Raw genomic sequence first — 23,795 nt, 5'->3', positions numbered from 1 at the left:
TTCAGCCAGCATAAGGACGTGTTTATGATCAGCTTTCTGATAAAGCGATTGATTCAAGCCACTTTTGTACTGTTTTCCATCACTTTGGTGGTTGCGTATGCCATTCGTTTAACTGGCGATCCTGCCTTAATGCTTACTCAGGGGGCGGGTAGTGTCACGGAAGCCGATCTGGCTCTGATTCGAGAATCTTTAGGGTTGGGACAGCCATTTTGGGTCCAGTACACCGAGTTTGTGAAAGGGCTGTTTTCCGGCGATTTTGGAAATAGTTTTATGGGAGGGACGCCAGTCGCTGAATTAATTGGACCGGCCATGCCAGCAACGCTTTCTCTGGCACTCGTTGTGATGGCGATTTCCATACTTGTGTCGGTGCCATTAGGCGTTCAGGCAGCAGTCTCGAGAGGAAAGTGGGTTGATCAAATAATTCGGATTGGCTCATTGATTGGCTTGTCGTTTCCAAACTTCTGGCTGGCTTTAATGCTGGTGCTGGTGTTTTCAGTGACGCTTCAATGGCTCCCGCCAAGCGGGAAAGATAGCATCAGTAGCTTTATTCTGCCTGCAATCACCATGGCCATTATTCTGACTGCCACAAATGTTCGCTTGGTCAGAACGGCGATGCTGGAAACGTTGCAGTCACAATATGTCATGGTTGCGCGAGCGAAAGGCTTGAGTGAAAACAAGGTACTTTATAAGCATGCACTCCGTAATTGTGCCATTCCACTGGTCACCTATTTTGGTCTTCAATTTGGGGGGCTACTGGGTGGCATCGTCGTCATTGAGAAAGTATTTAGCTGGCCTGGTTTGGGCACATTAGCGTTCGATGCAGTGAGTGCACGTGATTATCCGGTATTACAAGCCGTGATTACCGTTTTATCGATGTTGATTGTTGGGGTGAACTTGCTTGTGGATATTGCATATGGACTGATTGATCCCCGGATCAGAACGGAGTGAGACTGATGACAACGTTGACACAGGCATGTCGTCTCAGACATTTTAAACAATTTGAATTTATATTCGGATTCATCCTGACGGGTGGAATCATTTTACTGGTTTTGTGCTCAGACCTCTTATTTCAGGGGATGGCAGACAAAATCAATTTGTCTGCTCGGCTTGTTGCTCCTTTTACGCAAGCGGAGCACTGGTTTGGTACAGATCCTTTAGGTCGGGATGTTCTGGCACGTGTTGTTTCCGGCGGTACAGTATCATTGAAGGTTGGATTTATTTCAGTGATGGGGGCAGTGGTTTTTGGTGTGCTCATGGGACTTGTTGCAGGATATTTTCGGGGCTTTTTTGATGTCATTGTCATGCGTTTTGCTGATATTCAGTTGGCGATGCCCTTTATTTTGTTAGCCATCACTTTTATTGCCATTGTCGGCGGGGGGCTGACAAATATGATTATTTTGCTCATTATTTCTCAATGGGTTCAATATGCGCGTTTGGTCAGAGGCTCAGTTCTTTCACTTCGTGATCGGGAGTTTATACAATCTGCCAGAGCGATTGGAGTAAGCCACTTTCATATTTTGTTCAGTCATCTACTTCCAAATCTGATTGGTCCTGTGATTGTACTGATGACTCTCAATGTCGCCAATAATATATTGCTGGAAAGCAGCCTGACTTTTTTGGGACTCGGCGTTGATCCGTTAACGCCCAGCTGGGGAGGGATGCTGGCGAATGGCAGAACTTATATTCAAACGGCCTGGTGGGTGAGCTTTTTCCCGGGAATTGCAATTTTGCTGACAGTTCTGGGATTGAATCTGCTGGGTGATTGGTTGCGCGATACCTTAGATCCAACAGGGAGGACAGTTAAATGAGCCATTTAAGTTCAGGGACATCCCGCTCGACGTTGGAAGCGCTGATAGATGGGTTCTCGCACAAAGATTATCAGGGATTTCAGCTTGAAGTCTGGGTATTCGCGGACCATCCAACTCGATTGGCCGCAGAAAAAAAGCTGAGACAATTGGGGATCGAAGCCAGAATATTCAGTGCTTATAAACCTTTAGTGCACTTTTTTCTCGAATCTTTTTCTTTCGAACAGTACCCATCTCAATCCATTGAAATTGGTTATCCGGTCAGTCCACATGCATCAGAAAAGCGCTTTCTGCTTGAAGCTTATCCTCTGGGCGCGATGCTCAAGGATAAACCGCTTCGCTTTTTCCCGGATGAAACCTGTTCAGACTGTTATTCAGTCACTTTTTGTAATGAACTGGATGAAAGTAAAACAGTGACTGTTTTTGCACCCAACCATGTATCATCCTCGATCACGGGTGAGGAGAGTCTGTCACCGACGGGATGGATTAAGCTTTATAACCCACAAGGTGAATGTCTTCGGGACGAACGTCTGGCGACTGATTATGAAAAAGTATTTCAGGCGCTGATGAACGTGGTTCAATCCTATCCATGGCCTGAGAAGCCACCCTATTTCGAGCGATTGTGTGTCAGAGTGGCGATTCCTGTAAAGGATGAACCCGTGGGATATGAACATGAAGTCATGAGTCTGAAAGAAGCACTGCATGAAGATCTCTACTTCTCAATTCAGGAGTGGTTTAAATTTCGGGAAGGGAAGTGCAAAACGGAGAGAAATTCTCAGCCTGGGCAAATCATTCCTTTTATCTGCCATTCTTCTCATCAGGGTTATGATTATGATTTAGACATTGAACCATACCCGTTTTTCATTCCCGAAAGTGAGTTGCAACCGCTGGATAAAGCGTTTCAACCTTTATCCCCCGGCAAGTCTGTATGGCGCTCGCAGCAATCCCGGGCAGGTCCATTGAGGCCGAGACAGTGACCGGAAATAAGGTGAGGGCCATTTATCGTCAAGGGAATGAGAGTGCAGTGATGATCAGTGGGGGACAACACGCGAATGAAACAACCGGGGTGGTTGGTGCATTAAGAGCTGCTTCGCATTTGTCAGCGCGTCCACAGGCTCACTTTGTCATTTCACCTTTAGAAAATCCAGATGGTTATGCATTACATCATGAACTGATCAGAGACAATGCGAAACATATGCACCATGCCTCCAGATATACTGCTTTGGGCGATGATCTCGAGTTTCGCTCTAAAGCACCTTGGTATGAAAAAGAAATACGCCGGCAAGCTTTTCAGCTGAGTGGCGCACAATTACATATTAATCTGCACGGTTACCCTTCACATGAATGGACAAGACCCTTATCAGGTTATGTTCCCCAAGGTTTTGAGATGTGGACCATTCCCAAGGGATTCTTCTTGGTTTTACGGTATCAAAATACATCGGATTGGGCCGAATTTGCTGAGCGATTTATTCAGGCACTGACTCGGAAACTGAATCGTTATCCAGAAGTGATAGCGATGAACAAAAAACAGATTCGTTTGTATGAAATCCATGCGGGAGAGACTGGATTCAGATTAATTAACCAATTCCCATGTGTTATTTCAGCAGTCGAGCAATGTGATGTGCCGCTTCAACTTCTCACAGAGTACCCAGATGAAAGCATCTTTGATCATGATTTTATTGCGGGCCACAATATTCAGATGGCCACTGTGCTCGCTGCGTATGACGTTTTTCAGTCTTTAAAGCAATTGAGTTTGGTGAAGGGATCGGCTGAGCAAAAATAACCTGTTTTTGGCGGATCTGAATATGACGCTGAAAGTGCGGGTCGACCACGGCATCGAATGGGCCGGACGATTGATCAGGAAGAGGAACGGGAATCGGCCCTCGACTTCAGCGAGGTCAAGTCGAAAGGCAAAAGCCCGTGGCCGGCTCATCCCAATACGCTGAGTTATGAGCAAGTGATGTTTGTGGATGAAGTGACAGAGGAAACAGAACCAGCCAGACCGACCGTATCAGCTGGTTGAAAGGCCAGAGCCGGGAAGGGTAGAAAACTACGAGCAAACCTTGAATACCGCACAACAACTCCCTCAGTACCACTCAGTGAAACCCATTGTGAATGAAGTTGTCTGCGAATGCGGCCACCGCATCTGCGACAGCGAAGGCGTGATCCGATCTCGCTGTGTCAAGATCGGCGAGGGCATTGCCCTGTGTCGGTGTAAGCGGTGGGTGAGTGTGCCGATTAAAACGGGAAGTAATTGACAAACCTAAACATTATATATTATTTACTTTAACCTGCCTATTCGGTAGGTTTTAATTTTATTCGCTCGCGACCTCCTGAGAGTAGTGCTGGATTTAATAAATTGGTTATTTTTGGGTAACATTTCGAAATTAACCCAAGATGGCAAATAATTTCTTGTAACCTTTTATGCGGATGGGACAGCATCTTGTGAATTCAGTAACTTGTAGTAAACTATCATAGTTCAAGAGCAATAACGATGTGTTAATAGTCCATCGGCTAAAATAAATTCACCCATAGTTTATTCCAAGGTATGGCAAGTCAAAAAATAAGTTGATATTTATTGAGAATGATACTGTAGGGGGGTATCTATAAGTTTATACTTGAAAGATATACACCATAACTATTATGTTTAAATTTACGGTGATTAAACTTATTGTTGAGGTTTAGATTATATTCCGTAAAGGAGGTAGAGGGTGAATAATTCAATATGGCGTTCATTTCGGCCAATCATGGATTGTAAGGATGAGTTTCCACTATTGTATGATGCTGATAAGTTTAATGAAAGAGTTAAGTTGTGGGATAATTATCTGAGAGTTTTTTGTTATATAAAAAAAGGAAAAAATTTATACAAAGAAGAAATAGCCTGGAGTTGTGAATATGGAAGTGACAGGCTGGAATTTTTATGGAAACATTTAGATGTTATAAATGATCGATGTGCTACGCTCTTACAGTTTATGTCTTTGTTGGCTATCTTAATTGGAGTTGTTTGTAAAGAATTATATCCTTCGTCAGTTTTGATCATATTTTTTTGGGTGTTTTGGGCGGCTTCTATTGTTTCGGCTTTAAATTGTTTATTACAACTTAGTTGGGGCAAAACAACTGAAATGGTAGATAAGTCATACATTGAAGCTGAACAAGAAGAATTAGATAATTGGATACCAGAAGTAATCTATCGTAGTGCTTATTATCGAATTGCGGCATTAGGGGCATGGCTAAGTGTTATTTCTTTAGTATTAGCTACTATTTTGATATTCATCACATGATATTAGTATTTAAATTGTTTGAAACTTACCCAGGGTGAGATCGTGAACATTGTATGACCAATTTAATCCTGTTTGACCTGCAGATCGAGTTGTGACCTGATACTCTCTTTTTCGAGCGTATCATTATGAGCATTGATGCCTGACACCCCAAAAATGCGCAGTTAAGCTCATATCCATAACAGCAAAATCTGTTATCTGGATTGGCGTCCAGCACACTAAGAGAGCCCGGAAGACGCGCTCAGCGTCTTTTTTGTTGGGCGGCGTTCACGCATACCTAGAAAATGATGTATTCTATGGCGGCTCGGATGGGGGCGACTTCGGTCGCGCCAGGTCCTGTGTAGCTGGTTACGCCAACCCTGTCCGAGTTGCCACCATCGTGAGTATTGGCGTCTCCGTGTGGCAACGTTTGATTGCACTGCACAGGAGACATCTAATGTCTAATAACTCAGCTTCTGTTTTCCAAGCAACCAACAAAGATCCGCACACCTTAGTCCTCGAAGCCCGGGAAATGATTGGCGGGTTAGCCGCAATCTCCGGCGCAACCTCAGGCCCGGTTGAAACCCTCACTGCTGAACAACTCTTTTATCTGTTTGCATCTATCGGCGACAAGCTCGATATCGCCTTACTCAAGATGGAGACAGAATGATGGTACAGGCCAACGTCACCGAACTTGAACCAAAACGACTCGATGCCATGTACCAGGAACTGGCGGGGCCATACCCAGCCGTCGTCTGCGAATGCGGCCACTGCATCTTCACCCAGCAAGGCGTCATCCGCTCCCGTTGCGTCAAAGTCGCAGAGGGTGTAGCGCTGTGCCGGTGTAAGCGGTGGGTGGAAGTGCCGGTGGGATGATTTAATTCAGTTTAAACTTAGTGGATGAAAATGTCTTACTAGTTGTACATCTATATTTATTGATGTAGCTATTATAAATCTGTTGTTAAGAATTCATAGATTAACAGAGGGCTTAGTTATGGCATCTAAGTTTTTTATATTTATATTTTTTGTCCTTAATGCCAATATGTTATTGGCACAGCAGATTTCACCTGAATTTTGTAATGCTGTACTAGACCAAGGAATTAGTAATAGAGAACAAGTAATTAGTGATAGGGATAAATTTATTCAATTGCAAAGTGAAATTTGTAGTGAGAAATTTAATTCTTATTCTGAAATGAGTGATAGTGCTGGAAAAATTGGCCTAAGCATCCCTTTGGGGAGTATGCTCTTGGGATTGAATGCTGAGGCCAAGCAAGATAATAATGTATTTAAGCTATACAGAGATAAATTTTGTTCTTCAAGGTTTTCTGATTTTAGACAGAAGGAATATTTTAGCTCAGTTAAAACTATGATTGACCAACGTCTATTGACATCATGGAACACATGTATACGAGATATGCTGAATAAAAGAATTGAAGATTCAGGGGTATATGCTTTTGCTGAACTTCAACCTTCATTCGATAATTTTTTTATCTTTGTGAGGTATTATAAAAGAGTGGGAGACCCTAAAAGTTTAGAAATTAAGTCAATACTACCTTCATCTGTAAAATGCACATATAATAATAAACCCTTACCAATCAAAATAACATCTGACAAGTTTGTTTTGGACTGTCATAAAGAGGCAAGTGAATCTGTATCAGTAAATCTTAATACTACCTTGGGATATACGAGGCCATCAATGAAATTGCCTGGTAAAATTATAAAAGAAATTACGATGGATGGATTGAATGCTAGACTTGATGATTTGGAGGAATTATTAAGCTCTTACCCTAAAATACCAAGTGGGGCTGTAATGGCATTTGATTTAGAAAAATGTCCAACTGGTTGGGGCTGGCATCCCTTTAGGGGAGCGCAGGGGCGGTTTATCCTCGGTATAGGGAATAACAATGAAAGCAATAAAGATCAAAATGGACAGGTATTAACCAATTGGAAGCTAGGAAATAATGGTGGTGAAGAAAATCACAAACTAACGGTATCTGAAATGCCAGCTCATTCCCATGCTGGATATAGAGTCCCGTGGGGAAGGCTAGATTGGGACGGTGGCCCTAGTGCTGATTTTTGGGCTAGAAATGGCGGTAAATATCAAAAATATCAAACTTCAGTTGTTGGTGGTAATAATTCGCACAATAATATGCCTCCATTTATTGCTCTATTGTATTGTGTAAAGCAGTAACGTTACCCCTCCCACAGCCACTAACTCTCTGCCACTCTCCCCACATTGATGGCGACCGAGCCCCTGAGTTAATCCTCAGGGGCTTTTCCGTTTTAGGGCAGAGACATGAGCAAACAATCCTTTCTTACCGCCAGTGTTGTGCTGGCACTCAGTGCAGCACCGGCCAGCGGGGCCATTCATCTCCTGTCGGATGCTGTGAAGGTGGATACCCACAGCAGCAGTAAACGCAGTGTTGTCACCATTACCCGAACCGGCAAATTTAACGATCCGCGTTATGGCGAATTCGAACTGACCCAGCAAATGTTCGATGACCTGGTCAAAAACTTCAACGAGAACGTCTATGGCCAGGAAATCAACATCGACCTTGCGCACCAGCCTGAAAACGGTGCCGGGGCGGTGGTGCGTCGCCTGTTTACCGACCGCGGTCGACTACGTGCAGAGGTGGAGTGGTACGAACTCGGCATCAGTAAAGTCACCAAAGAAGGCTTTAAATACCTGAGCGTCGGAATTCATCCCAATGACGTCAGTCACGAACAGGGGCAGAAATTGATCGCACTGTTCGAAGCGAACACCAAAGGGCTGAAACTCTCTGCCGAACAGCACACCGCCGCCGAAAAGGAAAAAGCTGATCTGACCAAATTTTATTCATGTGAAAACGGAAGGACTGCCTGGTACTTCCTGAATTTGAGGCAAAGAAAAAGCCCGTTCTTTCGAACGGGCTTCTCTGTATGGTGCGTCTGAGTGGACTCGAACCACCGACCCCCGCCATGTCAAGGCGATACTCTAACCAGCTGAGCTACAGACGCTTTATTCAGTTTTTGCTTCAACACGCTTTAGCATATTGAAAAAATTTGGTGCGTCTGAGTGGACTCGAACCACCGACCCCCGCCATGTCAAGGCGATACTCTAACCAGCTGAGCTACAGACGCAAATTTTAAGTTATTCTAATGCAGGATTTGGTACGACCGAGTGGACTCGAACCACCGACCCCCACCATGTCAAGGTGGTGCTCTAACCAGCTGAGCTACGGTCGTATTGTTTTGTGTCCTGCCTGAGAACGGGGTGAATATTAGCGACTCCCTCCCTTTGGTGCAAGTGTTTGAGTTGGCTTTTTTTATTTTTCGTGACCGTTTGGTTGCAACTTGTACGGCCTGGTGTGGATTCGGTCAGTGAGTCGCTGTTTTTCCTGAAATTTTACTGGAGTAACTCGTGATCGGGCGGTAACAATCTTGATATCCAGATCGCAAGTTTGTGTTTCATGTTGGGGCCATCTTCCTGATCCGGGGCAAGCGGGGTGATTTGCTTCACATCCACTAAGAGCCGGTAAATACATTCAACTTTGTCTTTTTCGGAAATACCTTTGCCAAAATCCTCGTAGCCTTGCTTTTTGGCGAATGCAAGCCCCAGTTCCATGGCTTTTTTGAGTAGCTTTTGTTCATTTTTTATCTTTTTCATGGTGTCACGCTCCTTCGTGATGTCATTCATCAAGCATAGTTCAGGGCTGTCCGACTTTGATGCCGCAGCGCTTGAACAGATTTTGCCAATAGGTGACATGGTTCAGGGTGGCTTGATGAAATTCAAGATGTAATGTCCCGTCGATGTACAGGGCCTGATAATCTGTCAGTGAATCGGGGCGTTGCGGGGTGGCAAACAGGGTTTTCAGATCAGGTGCAATTTCCTGATACTGGCTGTCGAGTCGGGCGAGGTAAGGCTGGATCTCGTCAATGTAAAACTTGTAAAACACGTTTTCAAGGTAAGTCGCTTTTTGCTGATTCCGGTTCGGGCCGCAATGAACACGGCTGTCCTGATTTTGCAGCATTTCGGTGGTTGCGTTCAGCCAGTCTCTTGCTCGGGCCATTGAATAGAACAGTCGCCCGAGATAGCGATAAGCATGAATGGCTTCCTGAAAGGTGAGCAGGCTCTCGGCCGTCTTCGCCGGAACAGATTGCTGCGCTGTAATCTGTTGGGCGATTTGTGCCAGCCCCCTGAAGCTTTCCAGGCTTTCTGTCGCACCGGGCATCTGGTCAATCATAAATGCGATGTGGGTTGGTTTCAGTTGTTTTTGCCATTCTTCGCCTGCGAGTAGCATGTTCCAGAAATAGCGAGGGAGGTCCGTTTGCTTGGCTTGCTGTACGTCGAACAGCTGCGAGTGGAGTATAGTGTCTTCCGATAAGGTCGTCAGACAATGGCCGATACCATCCAGTAACAAGAGTTCGTAACGAAGCTGCCGGGTTCTGTCCTGTACTTTCCCTAAGACGGAATTCCGTTCCGCGATGAGCTGGAATAATCCGCACTGGCGCAGCTCATATGCATCCAGCAAACCCATCCGAATGTCTTGCGTGTGTTGTAGGACATCGCTGGTTTCTGGCAGAGGGGGAATTGATGTTTTCGGAGGCGGGGGCGCATTGGTCTCCAGCACAGAGGCTAACCGTTCTGAATAGTTCTCAAAGCTGCTGTCGGACGATGGCCTGTCACAGCCACTGAGGCTGACGATGCACAACAGCAGGAGAAGAGAGGAAGTTACAATCGTTCGGCATGGGTTCATCATGTTTGTGTATCAATCACCGTTTTATTCTCAGTATATGTGAAGGCTTCGCGGTTCATTGTGCAGCGGAATCATTCGGGATAAAGAAAAGGCAGCTGTCGCTGCCTTTGGTAGAACGCTTGTTTATCGCACGGACATTGCCAGCTGAAAATCATGATCCTGACGCTGCAGCCAAAGCAGCCGGACGGTCAGCATCAATGCGGCTGCAGTCAGACCAACAATTGTACCTGTCCAGAAGCCATGCGGGCCCATAGGTTCAGTGATCAGATTTGTCATACCCAGCACGTATCCGGCAGGCAGACCAAAGATCCAGTAGGCAATAAAGGTGCGGATGAAGATAGCCCGCATATCTTTGTAACCCCGCAATGCGCCAGCAGCGACAACCTGAACGGCGTCACTGCACTGATACACAGCCGCCAGGAACAGCAGTTGGGTTGCAAGGACGATGACTTCCGGATTGTCGGTGTACAGCAGCCCAATCTGTTCGCGGAAGATGATGGTCAAAATGGCGGTGGCGATTGAAATTGCAACACCCACCCAAATGCCACAATGGCTTGAGATTCTGGCACCATCAAAGTTTTGCTCTCCCAATTGATGGCCAACCCGGATGCTGACGGCTGCACCTAAGCTCATCGGCAGCATGAAGACGAGAGAAGAGAAGTTAATCGCAATCTGGTGGGCAGCCACAACAATCGAACCCAATGGCGCAATGAGTAAGGCGATCGCGGCGAAGATGGACACTTCAAAAAACAGGGCTGCAGCAATTGGAAAGCCCAGTTTAAACTGGCGCAGAATCGCTTTCAGTTCCGGGCGGTACCAGGTCATAAACAGGCCCACCTGACTGAGTTTCCGGTTCACCAGCACATAAACCAGCATAGAGAAAAACATCAGCCAGTAGACGATGGCCGTTGCAACGCCACAACCCACGCCACCGAGGGCTGGCGCACCAAATTTACCGTAGACAAATATCCAGTTCAGCGGGATGTTGGCCAGCAGGCCGATAAATCCAATCACCATGCCCGGAACAGTCAGAGACAGACCTTCCGAGAAACTACGCAGTGCCTGAAACATCAGCAAAGCCGGAACGGCATAAAGCACTGCATGTAAGTAGCCGATAGTTTTCTCTGCCAGTACCTGCTCAACGGCCATGTAATCAATCAGGACGCCTGCGTTATACAGCACGAAAATAATCGGCACGGACATGAGTAATGACAGCACGAAACTTTGCTGAACCTGAAACGGAATTTTGTCTTTCTGTTGAGAGCCATTGAGTTGAGCGACGATAGGCACCATCGCGAAAAGGACACCGATGCCAAATAAAATAGCAGGCATCCAGACACTGGATGCCACCGAAACGGCGGCCATATCTGTGGCGCTCACACCGCCAGCCATGACGGTGTCGATAAAGCTCATTGCGGTTTGAGCAACGGAAGCGATCAGAACGGGAATAGCGAGTTTTAATAATCGCTGAGTTTCTTGGCGATACAAATGCACGAATGGCTCCAGCAGGCAGGTGAAGAAAGACAGGGGTTTTGCCCCGATTATATCGGCTCCAAATGATCAGACAATGTTTTATTCAAACGATCGCATTCTTTTCGGCTCGATCCTTCATGCTTTCCATGAACACCTGATTTTTTCCGGTACGCTTGGCTAGATACAAGAGTTTATCAGCCCGTGCGTAACAACTGGTGCTGCCAGGCTCGCATTCGACCATACCCATGCTGGCTGTAATGGTGAGTTGTGACGCTTCGAAAACAATCGGTGTTGTCGAGAGAGTTTCCAGAATTTGCTCTGCTAAAGCATAGGCCTGATGTGGGTCGCTGAGTTGGCTGCAAATGGCAAATTCTTCTCCACCAACGCGACCCATGAAATCAGGGGTCTGCAGCATTTCGTCACAGACACTGACCAGATGCTGCAATGCGAAATCTCCGGCCTGGTGCCCATAGGTGTCATTAAATTGTTTAAAGTCGTCCACATCCAGCAACATCAGCCAGCATGGTCCTTGCTTTTTGGTTTCGTTGAAGCGCTGCCAGAAATAACGACGATTGGGTGCATTGGTTAAAGGGTCATAGAATGCCAGCTTCTCCAACTGATTGTTCGCTGCTTTGAGTTCAGCAGTCCGTGCGGTGACTCTGGCTTCCAGTTCCTGATTCTGCCTCTCCAGTAAAATATTCAGACGGGTTGTTTCCTGACGCTCCCGATCTAAATGTGTAATGGTCCATTCCAGGTGCCGGCTCATATTGTCGAAAGCATCAGCGAGTTTTCCCAATTCATCACTGCGGTTCAGATCAAGTGTTTGGCCCCATTTGCCCAGACTGATGTTATTAATGGCCCGTGTGAGTTGCTGCACAGGAGAAAGAATGTATCGATTGCCATACAGGCCATATAAGGTTGCGATCAGAATCAGTACCAGCGTCAGGATGATCGCCGTATTTTTTGCGGTAAAGAAGACCGCCGTAAAATCACTCATTGGAGACAGCATCATGATCGTGATTCGATCGTCACCATCCAGCGGGTAATAACCGGTATAGCTCAGCCAGTCTTTTCCATCATAGCTGAACTGATAAACGGGCCTGGAACTGGCATCATGCCCATATCTGTATTTCCAGACTTCAAATAACAAAGGGGTTTGTTGCGGACTGATGGTGCTAAGTTCTGTGAATTTCGAACGATGCGCAGGATGGGTGCTGGTGAGAATGGTACCCTGACGCCCCAGAATTGTGATGATACTGTTCGGGCTGATTTTGGATTGTGTCAGTTCATCGAGCAGTGGTGCGAGATGAATGTCCATGCCCCAGATGCCAAGAAACTTGCCGGTATCACTGTATTCGGCTTTTGACAAAGTGAGGCTGAGCTCCCCTTGCTTCTTTTGCTGTTCGATCAATTCACTCCAGACGGCATCTTTGCTCAATAAGGCTTCATAGAACCAGGGCTGTTTGCGCGCATCATAAATAGACAGGTCGTCAATCAGGATTTTTTCATTTTTCAGTGGATGGAGTACATAGCGATTCAAGCGACCTGCTTTCAACTGGTCTGTTTCAACCAGTTCGAAGAAGTTTGCATAGCTTTGTGGCAAGTGATACCGCAGGGTATCGGGCTTTCGTCCTGCAAAATTGATCCCACCGTCAGGTGTTGCAAAGTAAAAATGCTCGATGGTCGGGTGTTGTCTTAATGCTTCAATGAGATAGCGCTGCATTTGGTCTTTGTTATGAATCAGTGCCTCAAGCGCGTTGTCTTTCAAATCCTGCTGTTTGTAGATGAGGCGGATTTGATTGAAGTAGTCATCCAGATGGTCTTTGACCACATCGTTGTTTTGCCGATACGATTGTTCTATCGCGAGGGAGACAGCACGCTCCGAACTTTTATACCAGATCGAACTCACCCCGATTGTGCTGATCAGGATGATGGTGATAAGCGTTAACTGGATTCGAAATCCCAGATGGTTCGTCGGTGTCTTGGGCATGTGATAGTAGTGAAGCAAAATTTTGCAAATAAACAGCACGGTTTGTAAGGATAATGACTTGCTGTATCAAATACAAATGAATCACAATTTTTTGGCACAAGTGTACAATTTTTGTATTTGTATTGTGATTGAAAGCGATTGTCTTCTTTTGTTAAGGCGAGTTGTTGCCAGGGAAAGGTTGCTTAACCTGAGTTCAACTAGTTGATTTTAATTCGTTTTTATCGCAAAGGGCTGAGGTGTTTCGGCTGGCGAGCCGGAGTCGTGTTCATCGGTTGTGTTGATTGCCCGGAAAGCTAGGGCAAATCGCCCTAGCCAGAACACATGATTATGATTGATTTTCAGAATCTGACAGTGCTCTTTGGGCCGCTTGGCCAATGGTATCAATGTCCACATTATTTGCAGCCAGGAACTTTTCGAAAAGTGGCATCAGTGGGCCCATTTTTTCGTCAATTGCGTCGCGAACCGTATCGACGACAACCTGAGTACCTCGCTCAATTTCAACATTGATATTTGAGCCGCTTTGCTTTTCTTCAAAGGTCGTCATTCTGCGTGTTTCTGGGATTAACCAGACATCAAACCAGTGTTCGTGTTTATTCACGTCAGACACAGTTAAGCTGGCGCCATTCAAGGCGATGTAGCCTTTCGGGAAGATATATTTCGCCCAGTCACGTGGGATCGAAATACGGATACGATAGTTATCGTCGATTTGCTGCACGTCCAGGACCGACGTGTTGAAATCAATATGTCCAGAGAGCGGGTGTCCGCCAATTTCTGCGCCATCTTTTGCGGCGCGCTCAACATTCACGCGTTGGTGCTGTTTGTATTCACTGAGCGTTGTAATTTCAAGGCTTTTCAGCATCACGTCAAACTTTACTTGTGTTGGCGTGATGATCTCGGTCACGGTCAGGCAGACCCCATCAACGGCAACGCTGGCGCCAATGTCCAGGTTTTCACAGAAACCGGGTTCAAAGTCGATTTGAAACGTTCTGATGCCTTGATGGTCATGGATTGATGAAATCACCGCGACGGATTGGATGATACCTGTGAACATTGTTTGTTTCCCCTGTTGTAGCGAAGTGCTGATGTTATCACCTGCACTTTGAATCCGGAATCATATCACTTTCGTTTCTGAGGCGTTGCAGGGTGTAAAAGACTACGACAAAGTCCGATTGAAAGAAAATCGCCCTGCGCATTGGCAGGGCGATGGGTTGTACGGGGGCATGAATCAGAAGATTTGTTCATCATCCGCATCGACGAATAAATGGATGGTTTTGTGTAAATCATCCACTTGCATGTTCAGGTGGATCGCATGACAACATGCGGGGCAATCATCATAAAACTCCTGGCTGCCAGCACTGCTATCCAGCGTAATACGAATATGGTGGCCGCAATGCGGACAAGTGACGCTCTGCTCACTGTAATTTTTCATTGGAGACTCCTTAACTCTGTACCTAAGACTTGATGGCACATAGAAAACGCGGTCAGTTTCCTTACTGATACGTGTTCGTTCAGTTAATCCTAGCGAGCCGGATTAGTTTTTGCCGTGAATTAACCACAAACTTTGATTTGCAGTGGGGTTTTACGTCTTGGCGAAAACTGAGCGGTCATCTTGTTCAAGACAGAGTAGACAAGTGGATGAATATATGAAGTGAGTGGCGTTACTTTGTGTCAAAAATGTCACAGTATCTTTGTGATTATTCTGATTTCCGTGAGATAAGACGATTGGCATTTCAGAGGAGATTTCAATGAAACGCCAATCATTCCTGAAGCTGATTAGAGGCTCAGAATTAATTCTTTATTTACTTCGAGCAGCGAGTTAAGTTTTTTATCTGCAATCGACCAGCGTAAATCGGCGCTCAGGTGTGCTTCCGGCACGGCGATCCCTTTCATTCTTGCGGCTTTTACGGCCAGTAAGCCATTCAGAGAGTCTTCAAACGCAACACATTCATGCGGCGACACACCCAGTGCGTCTGCAGCATTCAGATAAACTTCCGGGTGAGGCTTGCCGAAACGCAGATGCTCTGCAGAAAACAGCGCACTGAAAGCATCGGTTAACGCTAGTGCATCCAGAGTGGCGTGAATCAGGCTCATCGGAGAGGAAGACGCCAGCGCAACTTTCAGGTCCAGTTCCTGACAGGCTTGAATCGCCTCACGAACACCCGGCAGCATGGGTTGATGTTCCTTCACCAGTGCTTCCACACGCTTGGTGATCAGGGTATTCACTTCTGCACAGTTCGAGCCTTGCCAGGGTTGACGTTCAAACCAGAGATCCACAATGTGATCAATTCTCAGCCCCATGGTTTCCAGTGTTTCCTGCTGAGAAATTGTCACACCCAGCGATGAAAATACCTCGACCTGAGCACGTTGCCAGAAAGGTTCAGAATCGACCAGAAGGCCATCCATATCGAAAATTGCTGCTTTTAACATGTAAATCCTGTCTCGGGCTGAAATGATAAAGGAAAGAGTGTGAACCTTATCACTTCAGCCATAAAGACGGTAGTTGATTCTCCCGGTGGTTTATCTGTGATCCAGGTTGAGTTTGCGAATGCAATGCTCGGCCTGATCCAGATACTCGCCGCCGAAAAGATTACAGTGATTCAGCAGATGATACAGATTGTACAGATCACGACGCTGGTGGTAGTGCTCATCCAGCGGGAAGACGGACTGATAGCCATTGTAGAAACTGTCGGGAAAGCCGCCGAATAATTCAGTCATGGCAATATCACATTCCCGGTCTCCCCAGTAGCAGGCAGGATCAAAAATCACCGGGCCATCAACACTCAGCGCTGTGTTGCCATGCCATAAATCGCCATGAAGCAGGGAAGGTTTGGGCTGGTGCGCAGAGAGAATATCAATCACATTGCCAGTGATTACATCGATATTTCCGAGGTCGATGCCTTTTTCCTCACAGAGCTGCAACTGCCAGGCAATGCGCTGTTCAGCGAAGAATCGGCACCACTTCCGCCGCCACTGGTTTGGCTGCGGGGTCAGGCCAATAAAATTGTCCATGTCAAAGCCATACTCGGGCTGCTCTCCCCATTGATGTAAATGGGCGAGTTGTTGTCCAAGGGTATGCGCAGCCTCTGTATCCATGGCTTTCATGGGGAGAAAATCCAGCACCAGAAATGCTTTGTCACGGCTGATTCCCATATGCAGCGTTTTCGGAACCGTGACCGTTTCGGTTTCACCGAGTACACGAAGGCTTTCGGCTTCCGCTTCAAACACACCTAAATACTCTTTCTCATTGAGTTTGATGAAGTACCTCTGGTCGCCATCGCTGATGCAATAGCAATCGTTGACATCACCACCGGGAAGCGAGTCCCGTTCCTGAATATTGAAAGGTTGTCCAAGCGCGTCTGACAGTTGATCGGAAATCGCTTGCCACATAGCATCCTCCGGGTACAAACCAGTTTGGGTACAAATCAAAACATACAACCACACAGCCGGGTCGGGCTGAATGTAAAAAGAAAATGACGCCAAATATCAGGGCAACATATTTATCCTCAGCACTGAATGCTTCGGGATAAGGTCAATATGATTTGTTGGAATGAGTCCTGTTGATTGACTGAAATTGATTGCCCTGGGCTTTACCTCATCACAGCTTAGACTATTTCTTTGTGGATGAAATGACTTAAATAGCAAAAACAGGCAATTGGGATGCAGGAAATTCAATATTTATATCAGAACGTATTGATATAACGAGAAAGGATAAGGCGTGGCCTGAAGCTCTGCGAACATTGACTATCGTGGATAAACAAAAGCCGGGGGCAGTTCAATCTCCCCGGCTTCAATTTTAAATGCACGAACTCAGATGGATTACACGCTTGGGAGCAGCGCTTCAGGCATCAGGTTGTTATAGCTTGCTTCTTTCAGCAACTGATTCGCTTTTTCGATATCCGGCGCAAAAAAGCGGTCTTTGTCGTAGAAGGTGACACGCTCACGCAGACGCGATTTCGCTTCTTCAATTCGCTCAGAGCTCTTATTCGGCGTGCGGAAGTCCAGACCCTGTGCCGCAGCCAGCAGTTCGACGGCCAGAATACCACGGGTGTTTTCTGCCATATCGGCCAGACGACGCCCCGCAAAAGTTGCCATGGAAACATGGTCTTCCTGATTTGCAGAGGTCGGCAGGCTGTCGACGGAAGCCGGGTGGGCGAGGGTCTTGTTCTCGCTTGCCAGTGCCGCTGACGTGACTTGCGCAATCATAAAGCCTGAGTTCACACCGCCATTATCGACCAGGAACGGTGGCAGTTTGCTCAGTGCGCTGTCAATCAGTAGCGCCATGCGGCGCTCAGACAGGCTGCCAATTTCGGCAATCGCCAGAGCCAGATTATCTGCGGCCATAGCAACCGGTTCTGCATGGAAGTTACCGCCTGAGATGATGTCGTCATCTTCCGCGAAAACAAGCGGGTTGTCGGACACTGCATTCGACTCAACCAGCAGGACTTCTGCCGCCTGACGGATTTGTTGCAGACACGCGCCCATCACCTGTGGCTGGCAGCGCAGAGAGTATGGGTCCTGTACTTTTTCGCAGTCAACATGGGAGTTACCGATTTCACTGTTGTGATCCAGCATGTGGCGATAAGCGGCTGCGGAATCCATCTGGCTGCGATGACCACGAACGCTGTGAATGCGCGGGTCGAACGGACGACGGCTGCCCAGCGCTGCATCAACAGACATTGCACCGCAAACTGTCGCTGCAGAGAAGAGATCTTCTGCGGCAAATAAGCCTTCCAGCGCAAAGGCTGTGGACGCTTGCGTACCATTCAGCAGCGCGAGACCTTCTTTCGGGGCCAGAACAATCGGTGCCAGGCCTGCAATTTTCAGTGCATCAGCACCAGAAATGATTTCGCCGTTGTGACGTGCCTGACCTTCACCCAGTAACACGGTGCTCATGTGTGCCAGTGGTGCCAGATCGCCGGATGCGCCGACGGAACCTTTCTTCGGAATGCATGGGTAAACTTCTGCATTCACTAGCGTGATCAGTGCATTCACCACTTCAGGGCGGATGCCGGAGAAACCACGGGACAGGCTGTTAATCTTCAGCACCATCATCAGACGTACCGTGGCGTCGTCCATGAATTCGCCAATACCGGCGGCGTGTGACAGGACAATACTGCGCTGCAGTGTTTCCAGATCTTCAACCGCAATCCGGGTGTTGGCCAGCAGGCCAAAACCGGTGTTGATGCCGTATACGACACGGTCTTCACGAATGATCTTCTCGACAGCTTCGGTACTGATTCGCATGCCTTCGAGCGCAGAATCATGCAGAGATAAGGTGACCGGGTTGCGGCTGACTTCACGCAGCTGCTTCAGATTCAGTTTTCCCGGGATGATTTCTAATGCGTACATAGTGTGTGTTCCTGCTCGAATTATTTGTCAGTGATCATTGGCAGATCCAGGCCCTGCTCTTTGGCACAGTTGATGGCGATGTCGTAACCGGCATCAGCGTGACGCATCACACCTGTGCCTGGGTCGTTACGCAGGACGCGGCGAATGCGCTCTTCAGCTTCATCCGTCCCGTCACACACAATCACCATACCAGAGTGCTGGGAGAAGCCCATGCCTACGCCACCACCGTGGTGCAGTGAAACCCAGGTTGCCCCGGACGCTGTGTTCAGCAGAGCGTTCAGCAACGGCCAGTCAGACACAGTGTCTGAACCATCCATCATGCCTTCGGTTTCGCGGTTAGGGCTGGAGACAGAACCTGAGTCCAGATGGTCACGGCCAATGACGATTGGCGCTTTCAGCTCACCGTTACGAACCATTTCATTAAATGCCAGACCCAGACGGGCACGGTCTTTCAGACCGACCCAGCAGATACGTGCCGGCAGTCCCTGGAACTGGATACGCTCACGTGCCATGTCCAGCCAGTTGTGCAGGTGCGGGTTATCCGGGATCAGCTCTTTGACTTTCTGGTCTGTTTTATAGATATCTTCCGGATCGCCGGACAGGGCAGCCCAACGGAACGGACCGACGCCTTCACAGAACAGTGGGCGGATGTAAGCCGGTACAAATCCAGGGAAATCAAATGCGTTTTCTACGCCTTCTTCCAGTGCCATCTGACGGATGTTGTTGCCGTAGTCTACGGTTGCAGAACCGGCTTTCTGAAGATCCAGCATCGCCTGAACCTGAACGGCCATGGATTCTTTTGCAGCTTTGACAACGGCGGCTTCGTCTTTCTGACGCATTTCTGCTGCATATGCCATGGTCCAGCCTTTTGGCAGATAGCCGTTCAGCGGATCGTGCGCTGAGGTCTGGTCTGTGGTGCAGTCTGGCACGATGCCACGCTTCACCAGCTCAGGGAAGATATCGGCGGCGTTGCCCAGCAGGCCCACGGAAACAGCTTTGCCGGTTTGTTTTGATTCTTCAATAATCGCCAAAGCTTCATCCAGCGTGGTTGCTTTGCAATCTACATAGCCAGTTCGCAGGCGGTAATCGATTCGTGATTCATCACATTCAACCGCAATCATCGAGAAGCCAGCCATGGTTGCAGCAAGAGGTTGAGCACCACCCATGCCGCCCAAGCCGCCGGTCAGTACCCAGCGACCAGATGCATCACCGTTAAAGTGCTGGCGGGCCATGGCAACAAAAGTTTCGTATGTGCCCTGAACGATGCCTTGAGAGCCGATGTAAATCCAGCTGCCCGCAGTCATCTGGCCATACATCATCAGGCCTTTTTTATCCAGCTCGTTGAAGTGTTCCCAGTTTGCCCAGTGCGGAACAATGTTTGAGTTGGCAATCAAGACGCGGGGTGCGTTGCTGTGTGTTTTGAAAACACCCACAGGTTTACCCGACTGAACCAGCAGCGTTTCGTCATCTTCAAGACGCTTCAGTACTTCAACGATTTTGTCATAACATTCCCAGTTACGGGCTGCACGGCCAATGCCACCGTAAACAACCAGCGAATGTGGGTGTTCAGCCACATCCGGGTGCAGGTTGTTCATCAGCATGCGCAACGGGGCTTCGGTCAGCCAGGATTTTGCGTTCAGCTGAGTGCCGGTTGGCGCTTTGATAGTCCGGGTTGTGTCCAGTCGTGAATCTTGTTGTGTCATGTTGCTCTCCTTGCCGCTTTTCGCATCAGCGAATCGCGCGGGCGATTGTCCAGGCCAGCCGTGCAGCTAACCGTGCAGTTTGATGATCAATGTCAAAACGAGGGTTGTATTCCGCCAGATCCGCCACGAGAATCTTGGATTCACCTTTTGGGGTTCTGGCTTTTAAAATCGGTTCCAGCAGCATTTCAACGATGTCGAATGGCACGCCGCGTGCTGCCGGGGCGCTGACGCCGGGGGCAACGGTTGCCGGGAAGACATCCAGATCAATGGTCAGATACAGATGATCACATTGGTCAATGAAACGTTGCAGTTCGACCAGCGTCTGCTCGATGTTTGCATAAGTCAGTTCATGGTCATCTTTGTACAGCACGCCCAGGCGATCGGCTTTTTCATACAGCGCCTGAGTATTGCTGGTGCGAGCCAGCCCCAGGCAGGCATATTTAAACGGCCAGTTGTGCAGCTCACAAAAGCGGGCAGCCTGATGAAACGGGGTGCCTGAACTGCCTTTTTCTGATTGCTGGCCACCCGGCGGGTTGCGCAGATCAAAATGAGCGTCGAAGTTGATGATGCCGATCCGAGGCGGATGAGCGGCGTCGCTGCCTTCTGCGATCACCTGCTGTTTTTGCAGCAAATAATTGCCAATCCCCTGAAAGGAGCCCCAGGCAACTTCGTGTCCGCCGCCAAAAACGATGACTTTGTGCTTCTGGCGCAGGGCGCGGCTGACATCTTCCCCCAGACGATACTGGGCCAGCTCGAGATTGCCGTCATCACAGCTGATGTTGCCGCCGTCATAGACGGGTCCTTCGTGATGCCAGGCCAGATTGGCCAGCGCGCGACGAATCGCCACGGGGGCATCATAGGCACCTGTCCGGCCTTTATTGCGGGAAACGCCTTCATCGCAGGCAAAACCCAGCAGCATTATGCCGCTGTCATTCGCCTGATCGGCTGGCTGGACTTTTTGATGCCAGCGCAAGCCTTTGTTGCCGTCTTCAGGATCACTGCGTCCTTGCCAGACATTCATTTCGATTGGCATACAGCCTCCTGTTTACCGGTTGTCCGGTTGATAAAAGAATTCACCGTCCACGACGCGGGCAATTAAATCCGGAACCCCCATCCGATAGGACAGCTCTGCCGGTGAACTGACGCGCCACAGGGCCAGATCGGCGGCCATGCCGACCTGAATCTGACCACAGCTCTCCTGCATGCCCAGTGCCTGAGCCGCATTCACGGTGACACCGCGCAGGCACTCTTCTGGCGTTAAGCGGAAGAAAGTGCAGGCCATGTTCATCATGGTGCGCAGTGAAGCAATCGGAGAGGTGCCGGGGTTGAAATCGGTCGAGATTGCCATCGGCACGCCTTTTTCACGAAGCAATGCAATCGGGGGCTGCTGTGTCTCCCGCAGGAAATAGAAGGCGCCCGGTAGCAGGGTCGCGACTGTGTTGTGTGCTGCCAGCGCATCGACACCGGCTTCGTCCAGATACTCAATATGGTCGACTGATTTTGCGCCCATCCGGGCTGCCAGTGCACTGCCGCCCAGATTGGAAAGCTGTTCTGTATGGCCTTTAATCATCAGGCCGTGGGCGTTGGCTGCTTCGAAAACTCGTGCACTTTGTGCCGTTGAAAATCCGATCCCTTCACAGAACACGTCTACGGCATCTGCAAGGTTTTCTTTTGCTGCTGCAGGAATAATTTCGTCGCATACCAGCGTGATGTAATCGTCACTGCGTCCTGCAAATTCAGGGGGCAGCGCGTGGGCCGCCAGCAGGGTGGTTGAGACTTTGATATCGGCCTGTTCGCCAATCCGGCGGGCCACACGAAGCATTTTCAGTTCATCATTTGTCGTCAGGCCGTACCCGGATTTGATTTCGACAGTCGTGACGCCGTCACGCTTCAGGCCCGCCAAACGTTCCATCGCAAGCGAGAACAATTCATCTTCTGTGGCATCGCGGGTTGCACGCACCGTCGACAAGATACCGCCACCAGCTTTGGCAATGGTTTCGTAGGGGACGCCATTCAGACGCTGCTCAAATTCATTGGCCCGGTTACCGGCAAAGACCAGATGGGTATGGCAATCAATCAATCCCGGTGTCACAAGGGCTTGCTGGCAATCCATCACTTCACCCTTGGTTTGGCTCAGTAAGTCAGCCTGATAGGGACCGGCATAGCTGATCTTGCCTTCACGGATGATCACCATGGCATTCTCAATGACCTGATATCCGTGATCAGGTGCCATGGTGACGAGGTTCAGATGGGTCAGAATGCGTTCCATAGGATGCAGCGTCTCTTGAGTGTGTTGTTTATGTATATACAAATTAAAGTCTGAAATCAGATAAAACTCAAGACATGATGTAATAAAAATGTGATCGATATTGAATGATTCTATTAACAATCTGATTCAATACAGAAAAAATCCAGCTTTGAGGTACAACCAGGCGCATAGCCGATTGGGGGCATCTGCAAAGGAAAGGCTGAAATGGTGTGGTGAATGTGAAGCCAGCACCTGAATCAGTGTTCAGGTGCTGGTGACAGGATCGTGTGTTGAATGCGTCGAAGGGGGCGAGGGCGGGATCAGCTCACGCGTGTTCTTGAGCTCAGTTTGTACTTGTCGCCCGGATGGTAAAGCAATGCGGTGCTGATCAGGTTGGTGCTGCTCCAGGTACGACGGTTCAGCAGCAGGCATGGCGATGCGTCAGCGATTTCAAGCAGTTCGCTGATGTGCGGCGGTGGTAAAATGGCCTCAACCGTGTGCTCGATGTCACTCAGCGGACAGGTTTGCATCAGGTATTCGTTCGGGGTCTGTGAAGTGAAGTCCTGATGAATGTAATCCGGGGCAAAATGCGGATTGACCCAGCGTTCTTCCAACTGAATCGGGACACTGTTTTCATAATGAACGATTTGTGTAAAGTAGACCGTGGTGTCATGGCGAACACCCAGTCTTAAAGCAATATCATCTCTGGCTTTGACTTGCTGTTGGGTGATCACTTTACTGGAATATTTGTGGCCGCGACTGGTGACTTCGGCGGCAATGTTACGGATCTCCATCAGGGGAGACTCTGCCTTCTTATTACACACAAATGTCCCCAGACGTGGTGTTCGCTCCAGGTAGCCTTCATTGACTAACTCTTTAATGGCTTTATTGGCCGTCATCCGGCTGACTTCAAACTGTTCGGACAGCTCAATTTCGGTTGGGATTTTGAAACCCGGCGGCCATTCACGGCTCTGAATTTTCTGATCGAGATAATCTTTGATTTGCTGATAACGCGGTGCGTTTGCCATGGTGTTGTCTCTGCGCCGTACACGCTTTTAAATTGCCTATACAAATGAAAGCAACTTTTGCCTTTTTTTGCAAGTGACTCACATCCCAAAGGCTTTTCCTCCTTTAGTTTTATGAGTCAATCCATTACAATTCGCGTCTTAGTCTGGGGTCAGAAATTTTGATTTGTACCAAAATTCATACCGAAACAGACACAATCTCATCACCG

22 protein-coding genes and 3 tRNA genes are annotated in these 23,795 nt (G+C 48.3%); 9 read left to right on the top strand and 16 right to left on the bottom strand.

Annotation, left to right across the window (positions count from 1 at the left end; genetic code table 11):
• The first annotated feature begins 24 nt into the window (after nucleotides 1–24).
• From KDD30_RS07790 to KDD30_RS07750, 9 genes are all read left to right on the top strand, one after another.
• Nucleotides 25–948: an ABC transporter permease gene (locus KDD30_RS07790; protein ID WP_211649250.1), complete on the top strand. Its 924-nt coding sequence runs from the start codon at nucleotides 25–27 to the stop codon at nucleotides 946–948.
• A 5-nt stretch (nucleotides 949–953) separates the two neighbouring features.
• On the top strand, nucleotides 954–1,808 hold the full coding sequence (locus tag KDD30_RS07785; RefSeq protein WP_211649248.1) for an ABC transporter permease: 855 nt from the start codon (nucleotides 954–956) through the stop codon (nucleotides 1,806–1,808).
• Nucleotides 1,805–2,782, top strand: a complete 978-nt coding sequence (locus tag KDD30_RS07780; protein ID WP_211649246.1) for a hypothetical protein — start codon at nucleotides 1,805–1,807, stop codon at nucleotides 2,780–2,782. Before KDD30_RS07785 ends, KDD30_RS07780 begins: the two co-directional genes overlap by 4 nt.
• Nucleotides 2,734–3,588: a M14 family zinc carboxypeptidase gene (locus tag KDD30_RS07775; RefSeq protein WP_211649244.1), complete on the top strand. Its 855-nt coding sequence runs from the start codon at nucleotides 2,734–2,736 to the stop codon at nucleotides 3,586–3,588. The genes KDD30_RS07780 and KDD30_RS07775 overlap by 49 nt, the downstream gene beginning before the upstream one ends.
• A 57-nt stretch (nucleotides 3,589–3,645) precedes the next feature.
• Nucleotides 3,646–3,828 (top strand): hypothetical protein, encoded by a 183-nt coding sequence (locus KDD30_RS07770; protein WP_211650171.1) that lies wholly within the window; start codon nucleotides 3,646–3,648, stop codon nucleotides 3,826–3,828.
• 688 nt (nucleotides 3,829–4,516) lie between these two features.
• A complete protein-coding gene (locus tag KDD30_RS07765; RefSeq protein WP_211649242.1) occupies nucleotides 4,517–5,086 on the top strand; it encodes a hypothetical protein in 570 nt (189 codons plus the stop codon).
• 433 nt (nucleotides 5,087–5,519) lie between these two features.
• Entirely contained in the window at nucleotides 5,520–5,732 is a 213-nt protein-coding gene (locus KDD30_RS07760; RefSeq protein ID WP_211649240.1) for a hypothetical protein, read from the top strand.
• A 324-nt stretch (nucleotides 5,733–6,056) separates the two neighbouring features.
• A complete protein-coding gene (locus KDD30_RS07755; RefSeq protein ID WP_211649238.1) occupies nucleotides 6,057–7,253 on the top strand; it encodes a phage tail protein in 1,197 nt (398 codons plus the stop codon).
• 105 nt (nucleotides 7,254–7,358) lie between these two features.
• Nucleotides 7,359–7,994: a hypothetical protein gene (locus tag KDD30_RS07750; protein WP_249199241.1), complete on the top strand. Its 636-nt coding sequence runs from the start codon at nucleotides 7,359–7,361 to the stop codon at nucleotides 7,992–7,994.
• Here KDD30_RS07750 and KDD30_RS07745 read toward each other — a convergent pair.
• From KDD30_RS07745 to hutC, 16 genes are all read right to left on the bottom strand, one after another.
• A tRNA-Val gene (locus tag KDD30_RS07745) sits at nucleotides 7,983–8,059 on the bottom strand. The two genes, KDD30_RS07750 and KDD30_RS07745, sit on opposite strands and share 12 nt — an antisense overlap.
• Nucleotides 8,060–8,105: 46 nt before the next feature.
• A tRNA-Val gene (locus KDD30_RS07740) sits at nucleotides 8,106–8,182 on the bottom strand.
• A 28-nt stretch (nucleotides 8,183–8,210) separates the two neighbouring features.
• Nucleotides 8,211–8,287: transfer RNA gene (locus tag KDD30_RS07735), tRNA-Val, on the bottom strand.
• 160 nt (nucleotides 8,288–8,447) lie between these two features.
• Complete coding sequence (locus tag KDD30_RS07730) at nucleotides 8,448–8,708, bottom strand: DUF5062 family protein (RefSeq protein ID WP_211649236.1); 261 nt, start codon at nucleotides 8,706–8,708, stop codon at nucleotides 8,448–8,450.
• Nucleotides 8,709–8,748: 40 nt separating this feature from the next.
• Entirely contained in the window at nucleotides 8,749–9,801 is a 1,053-nt protein-coding gene (locus KDD30_RS07725; protein WP_249199240.1) for a DUF3080 domain-containing protein, read from the bottom strand.
• Nucleotides 9,802–9,921: 120 nt separating this feature from the next.
• Nucleotides 9,922–11,292, bottom strand: a complete 1,371-nt coding sequence (locus tag KDD30_RS07720) for an MATE family efflux transporter (protein ID WP_211649228.1) — start codon at nucleotides 11,290–11,292, stop codon at nucleotides 9,922–9,924.
• Between the two features lie 82 nt (nucleotides 11,293–11,374).
• Nucleotides 11,375–13,180 carry a diguanylate cyclase gene (locus tag KDD30_RS07715; RefSeq protein ID WP_211649220.1) on the bottom strand — a complete coding sequence of 602 codons (1,806 nt, stop codon included), beginning with the start codon at nucleotides 13,178–13,180 and terminating at the stop codon, nucleotides 11,375–11,377.
• A gap of 406 nt (nucleotides 13,181–13,586) precedes the next feature.
• On the bottom strand, nucleotides 13,587–14,312 hold the full coding sequence (locus KDD30_RS07710) for a riboflavin synthase subunit alpha (protein WP_211649212.1): 726 nt from the start codon (nucleotides 14,310–14,312) through the stop codon (nucleotides 13,587–13,589).
• A 174-nt stretch (nucleotides 14,313–14,486) separates the two neighbouring features.
• Entirely contained in the window at nucleotides 14,487–14,690 is a 204-nt protein-coding gene (locus tag KDD30_RS07705; protein WP_211649210.1) for a CPXCG motif-containing cysteine-rich protein, read from the bottom strand.
• A gap of 344 nt (nucleotides 14,691–15,034) precedes the next feature.
• Nucleotides 15,035–15,688 carry a hexitol phosphatase HxpB gene (hxpB, locus tag KDD30_RS07700; protein WP_211649208.1) on the bottom strand — a complete coding sequence of 218 codons (654 nt, stop codon included), beginning with the start codon at nucleotides 15,686–15,688 and terminating at the stop codon, nucleotides 15,035–15,037.
• Nucleotides 15,689–15,778: 90 nt separating this feature from the next.
• The gene (locus KDD30_RS07695) at nucleotides 15,779–16,648 is read right to left on the bottom strand and encodes a fructosamine kinase family protein (RefSeq protein WP_211649198.1); all 870 of its coding nucleotides are present in this window, start codon (nucleotides 16,646–16,648) and stop codon (nucleotides 15,779–15,781) included.
• 429 nt (nucleotides 16,649–17,077) lie between these two features.
• Nucleotides 17,078–18,610 (bottom strand): histidine ammonia-lyase, encoded by a 1,533-nt coding sequence (hutH, locus tag KDD30_RS07690; RefSeq protein WP_211649196.1) that lies wholly within the window; start codon nucleotides 18,608–18,610, stop codon nucleotides 17,078–17,080.
• 20 nt (nucleotides 18,611–18,630) lie between these two features.
• Nucleotides 18,631–20,313: a urocanate hydratase gene (gene hutU, locus KDD30_RS07685; protein WP_211649192.1), complete on the bottom strand. Its 1,683-nt coding sequence runs from the start codon at nucleotides 20,311–20,313 to the stop codon at nucleotides 18,631–18,633.
• A 25-nt stretch (nucleotides 20,314–20,338) separates the two neighbouring features.
• Nucleotides 20,339–21,346, bottom strand: a complete 1,008-nt coding sequence (hutG, locus tag KDD30_RS07680; RefSeq protein ID WP_211649191.1) for a formimidoylglutamase — start codon at nucleotides 21,344–21,346, stop codon at nucleotides 20,339–20,341.
• Between the two features lie 12 nt (nucleotides 21,347–21,358).
• The gene (gene hutI / locus KDD30_RS07675; RefSeq protein WP_211649190.1) at nucleotides 21,359–22,582 is read right to left on the bottom strand and encodes an imidazolonepropionase; all 1,224 of its coding nucleotides are present in this window, start codon (nucleotides 22,580–22,582) and stop codon (nucleotides 21,359–21,361) included.
• A gap of 299 nt (nucleotides 22,583–22,881) precedes the next feature.
• Nucleotides 22,882–23,589 (bottom strand): histidine utilization repressor, encoded by a 708-nt coding sequence (hutC, locus tag KDD30_RS07670; protein ID WP_211649189.1) that lies wholly within the window; start codon nucleotides 23,587–23,589, stop codon nucleotides 22,882–22,884.
• Nucleotides 23,590–23,795 lie beyond the last annotated feature (206 nt).

This window comes from Photobacterium sp. GJ3 (assembly GCF_018199995.1).
In the GTDB taxonomy this organism is placed as follows: domain Bacteria; phylum Pseudomonadota; class Gammaproteobacteria; order Enterobacterales; family Vibrionaceae; genus Photobacterium.
The sequence above is the reverse complement of the archived record's forward strand: the minus strand, read 5'-3'. Positions and strand labels throughout refer to the sequence as shown.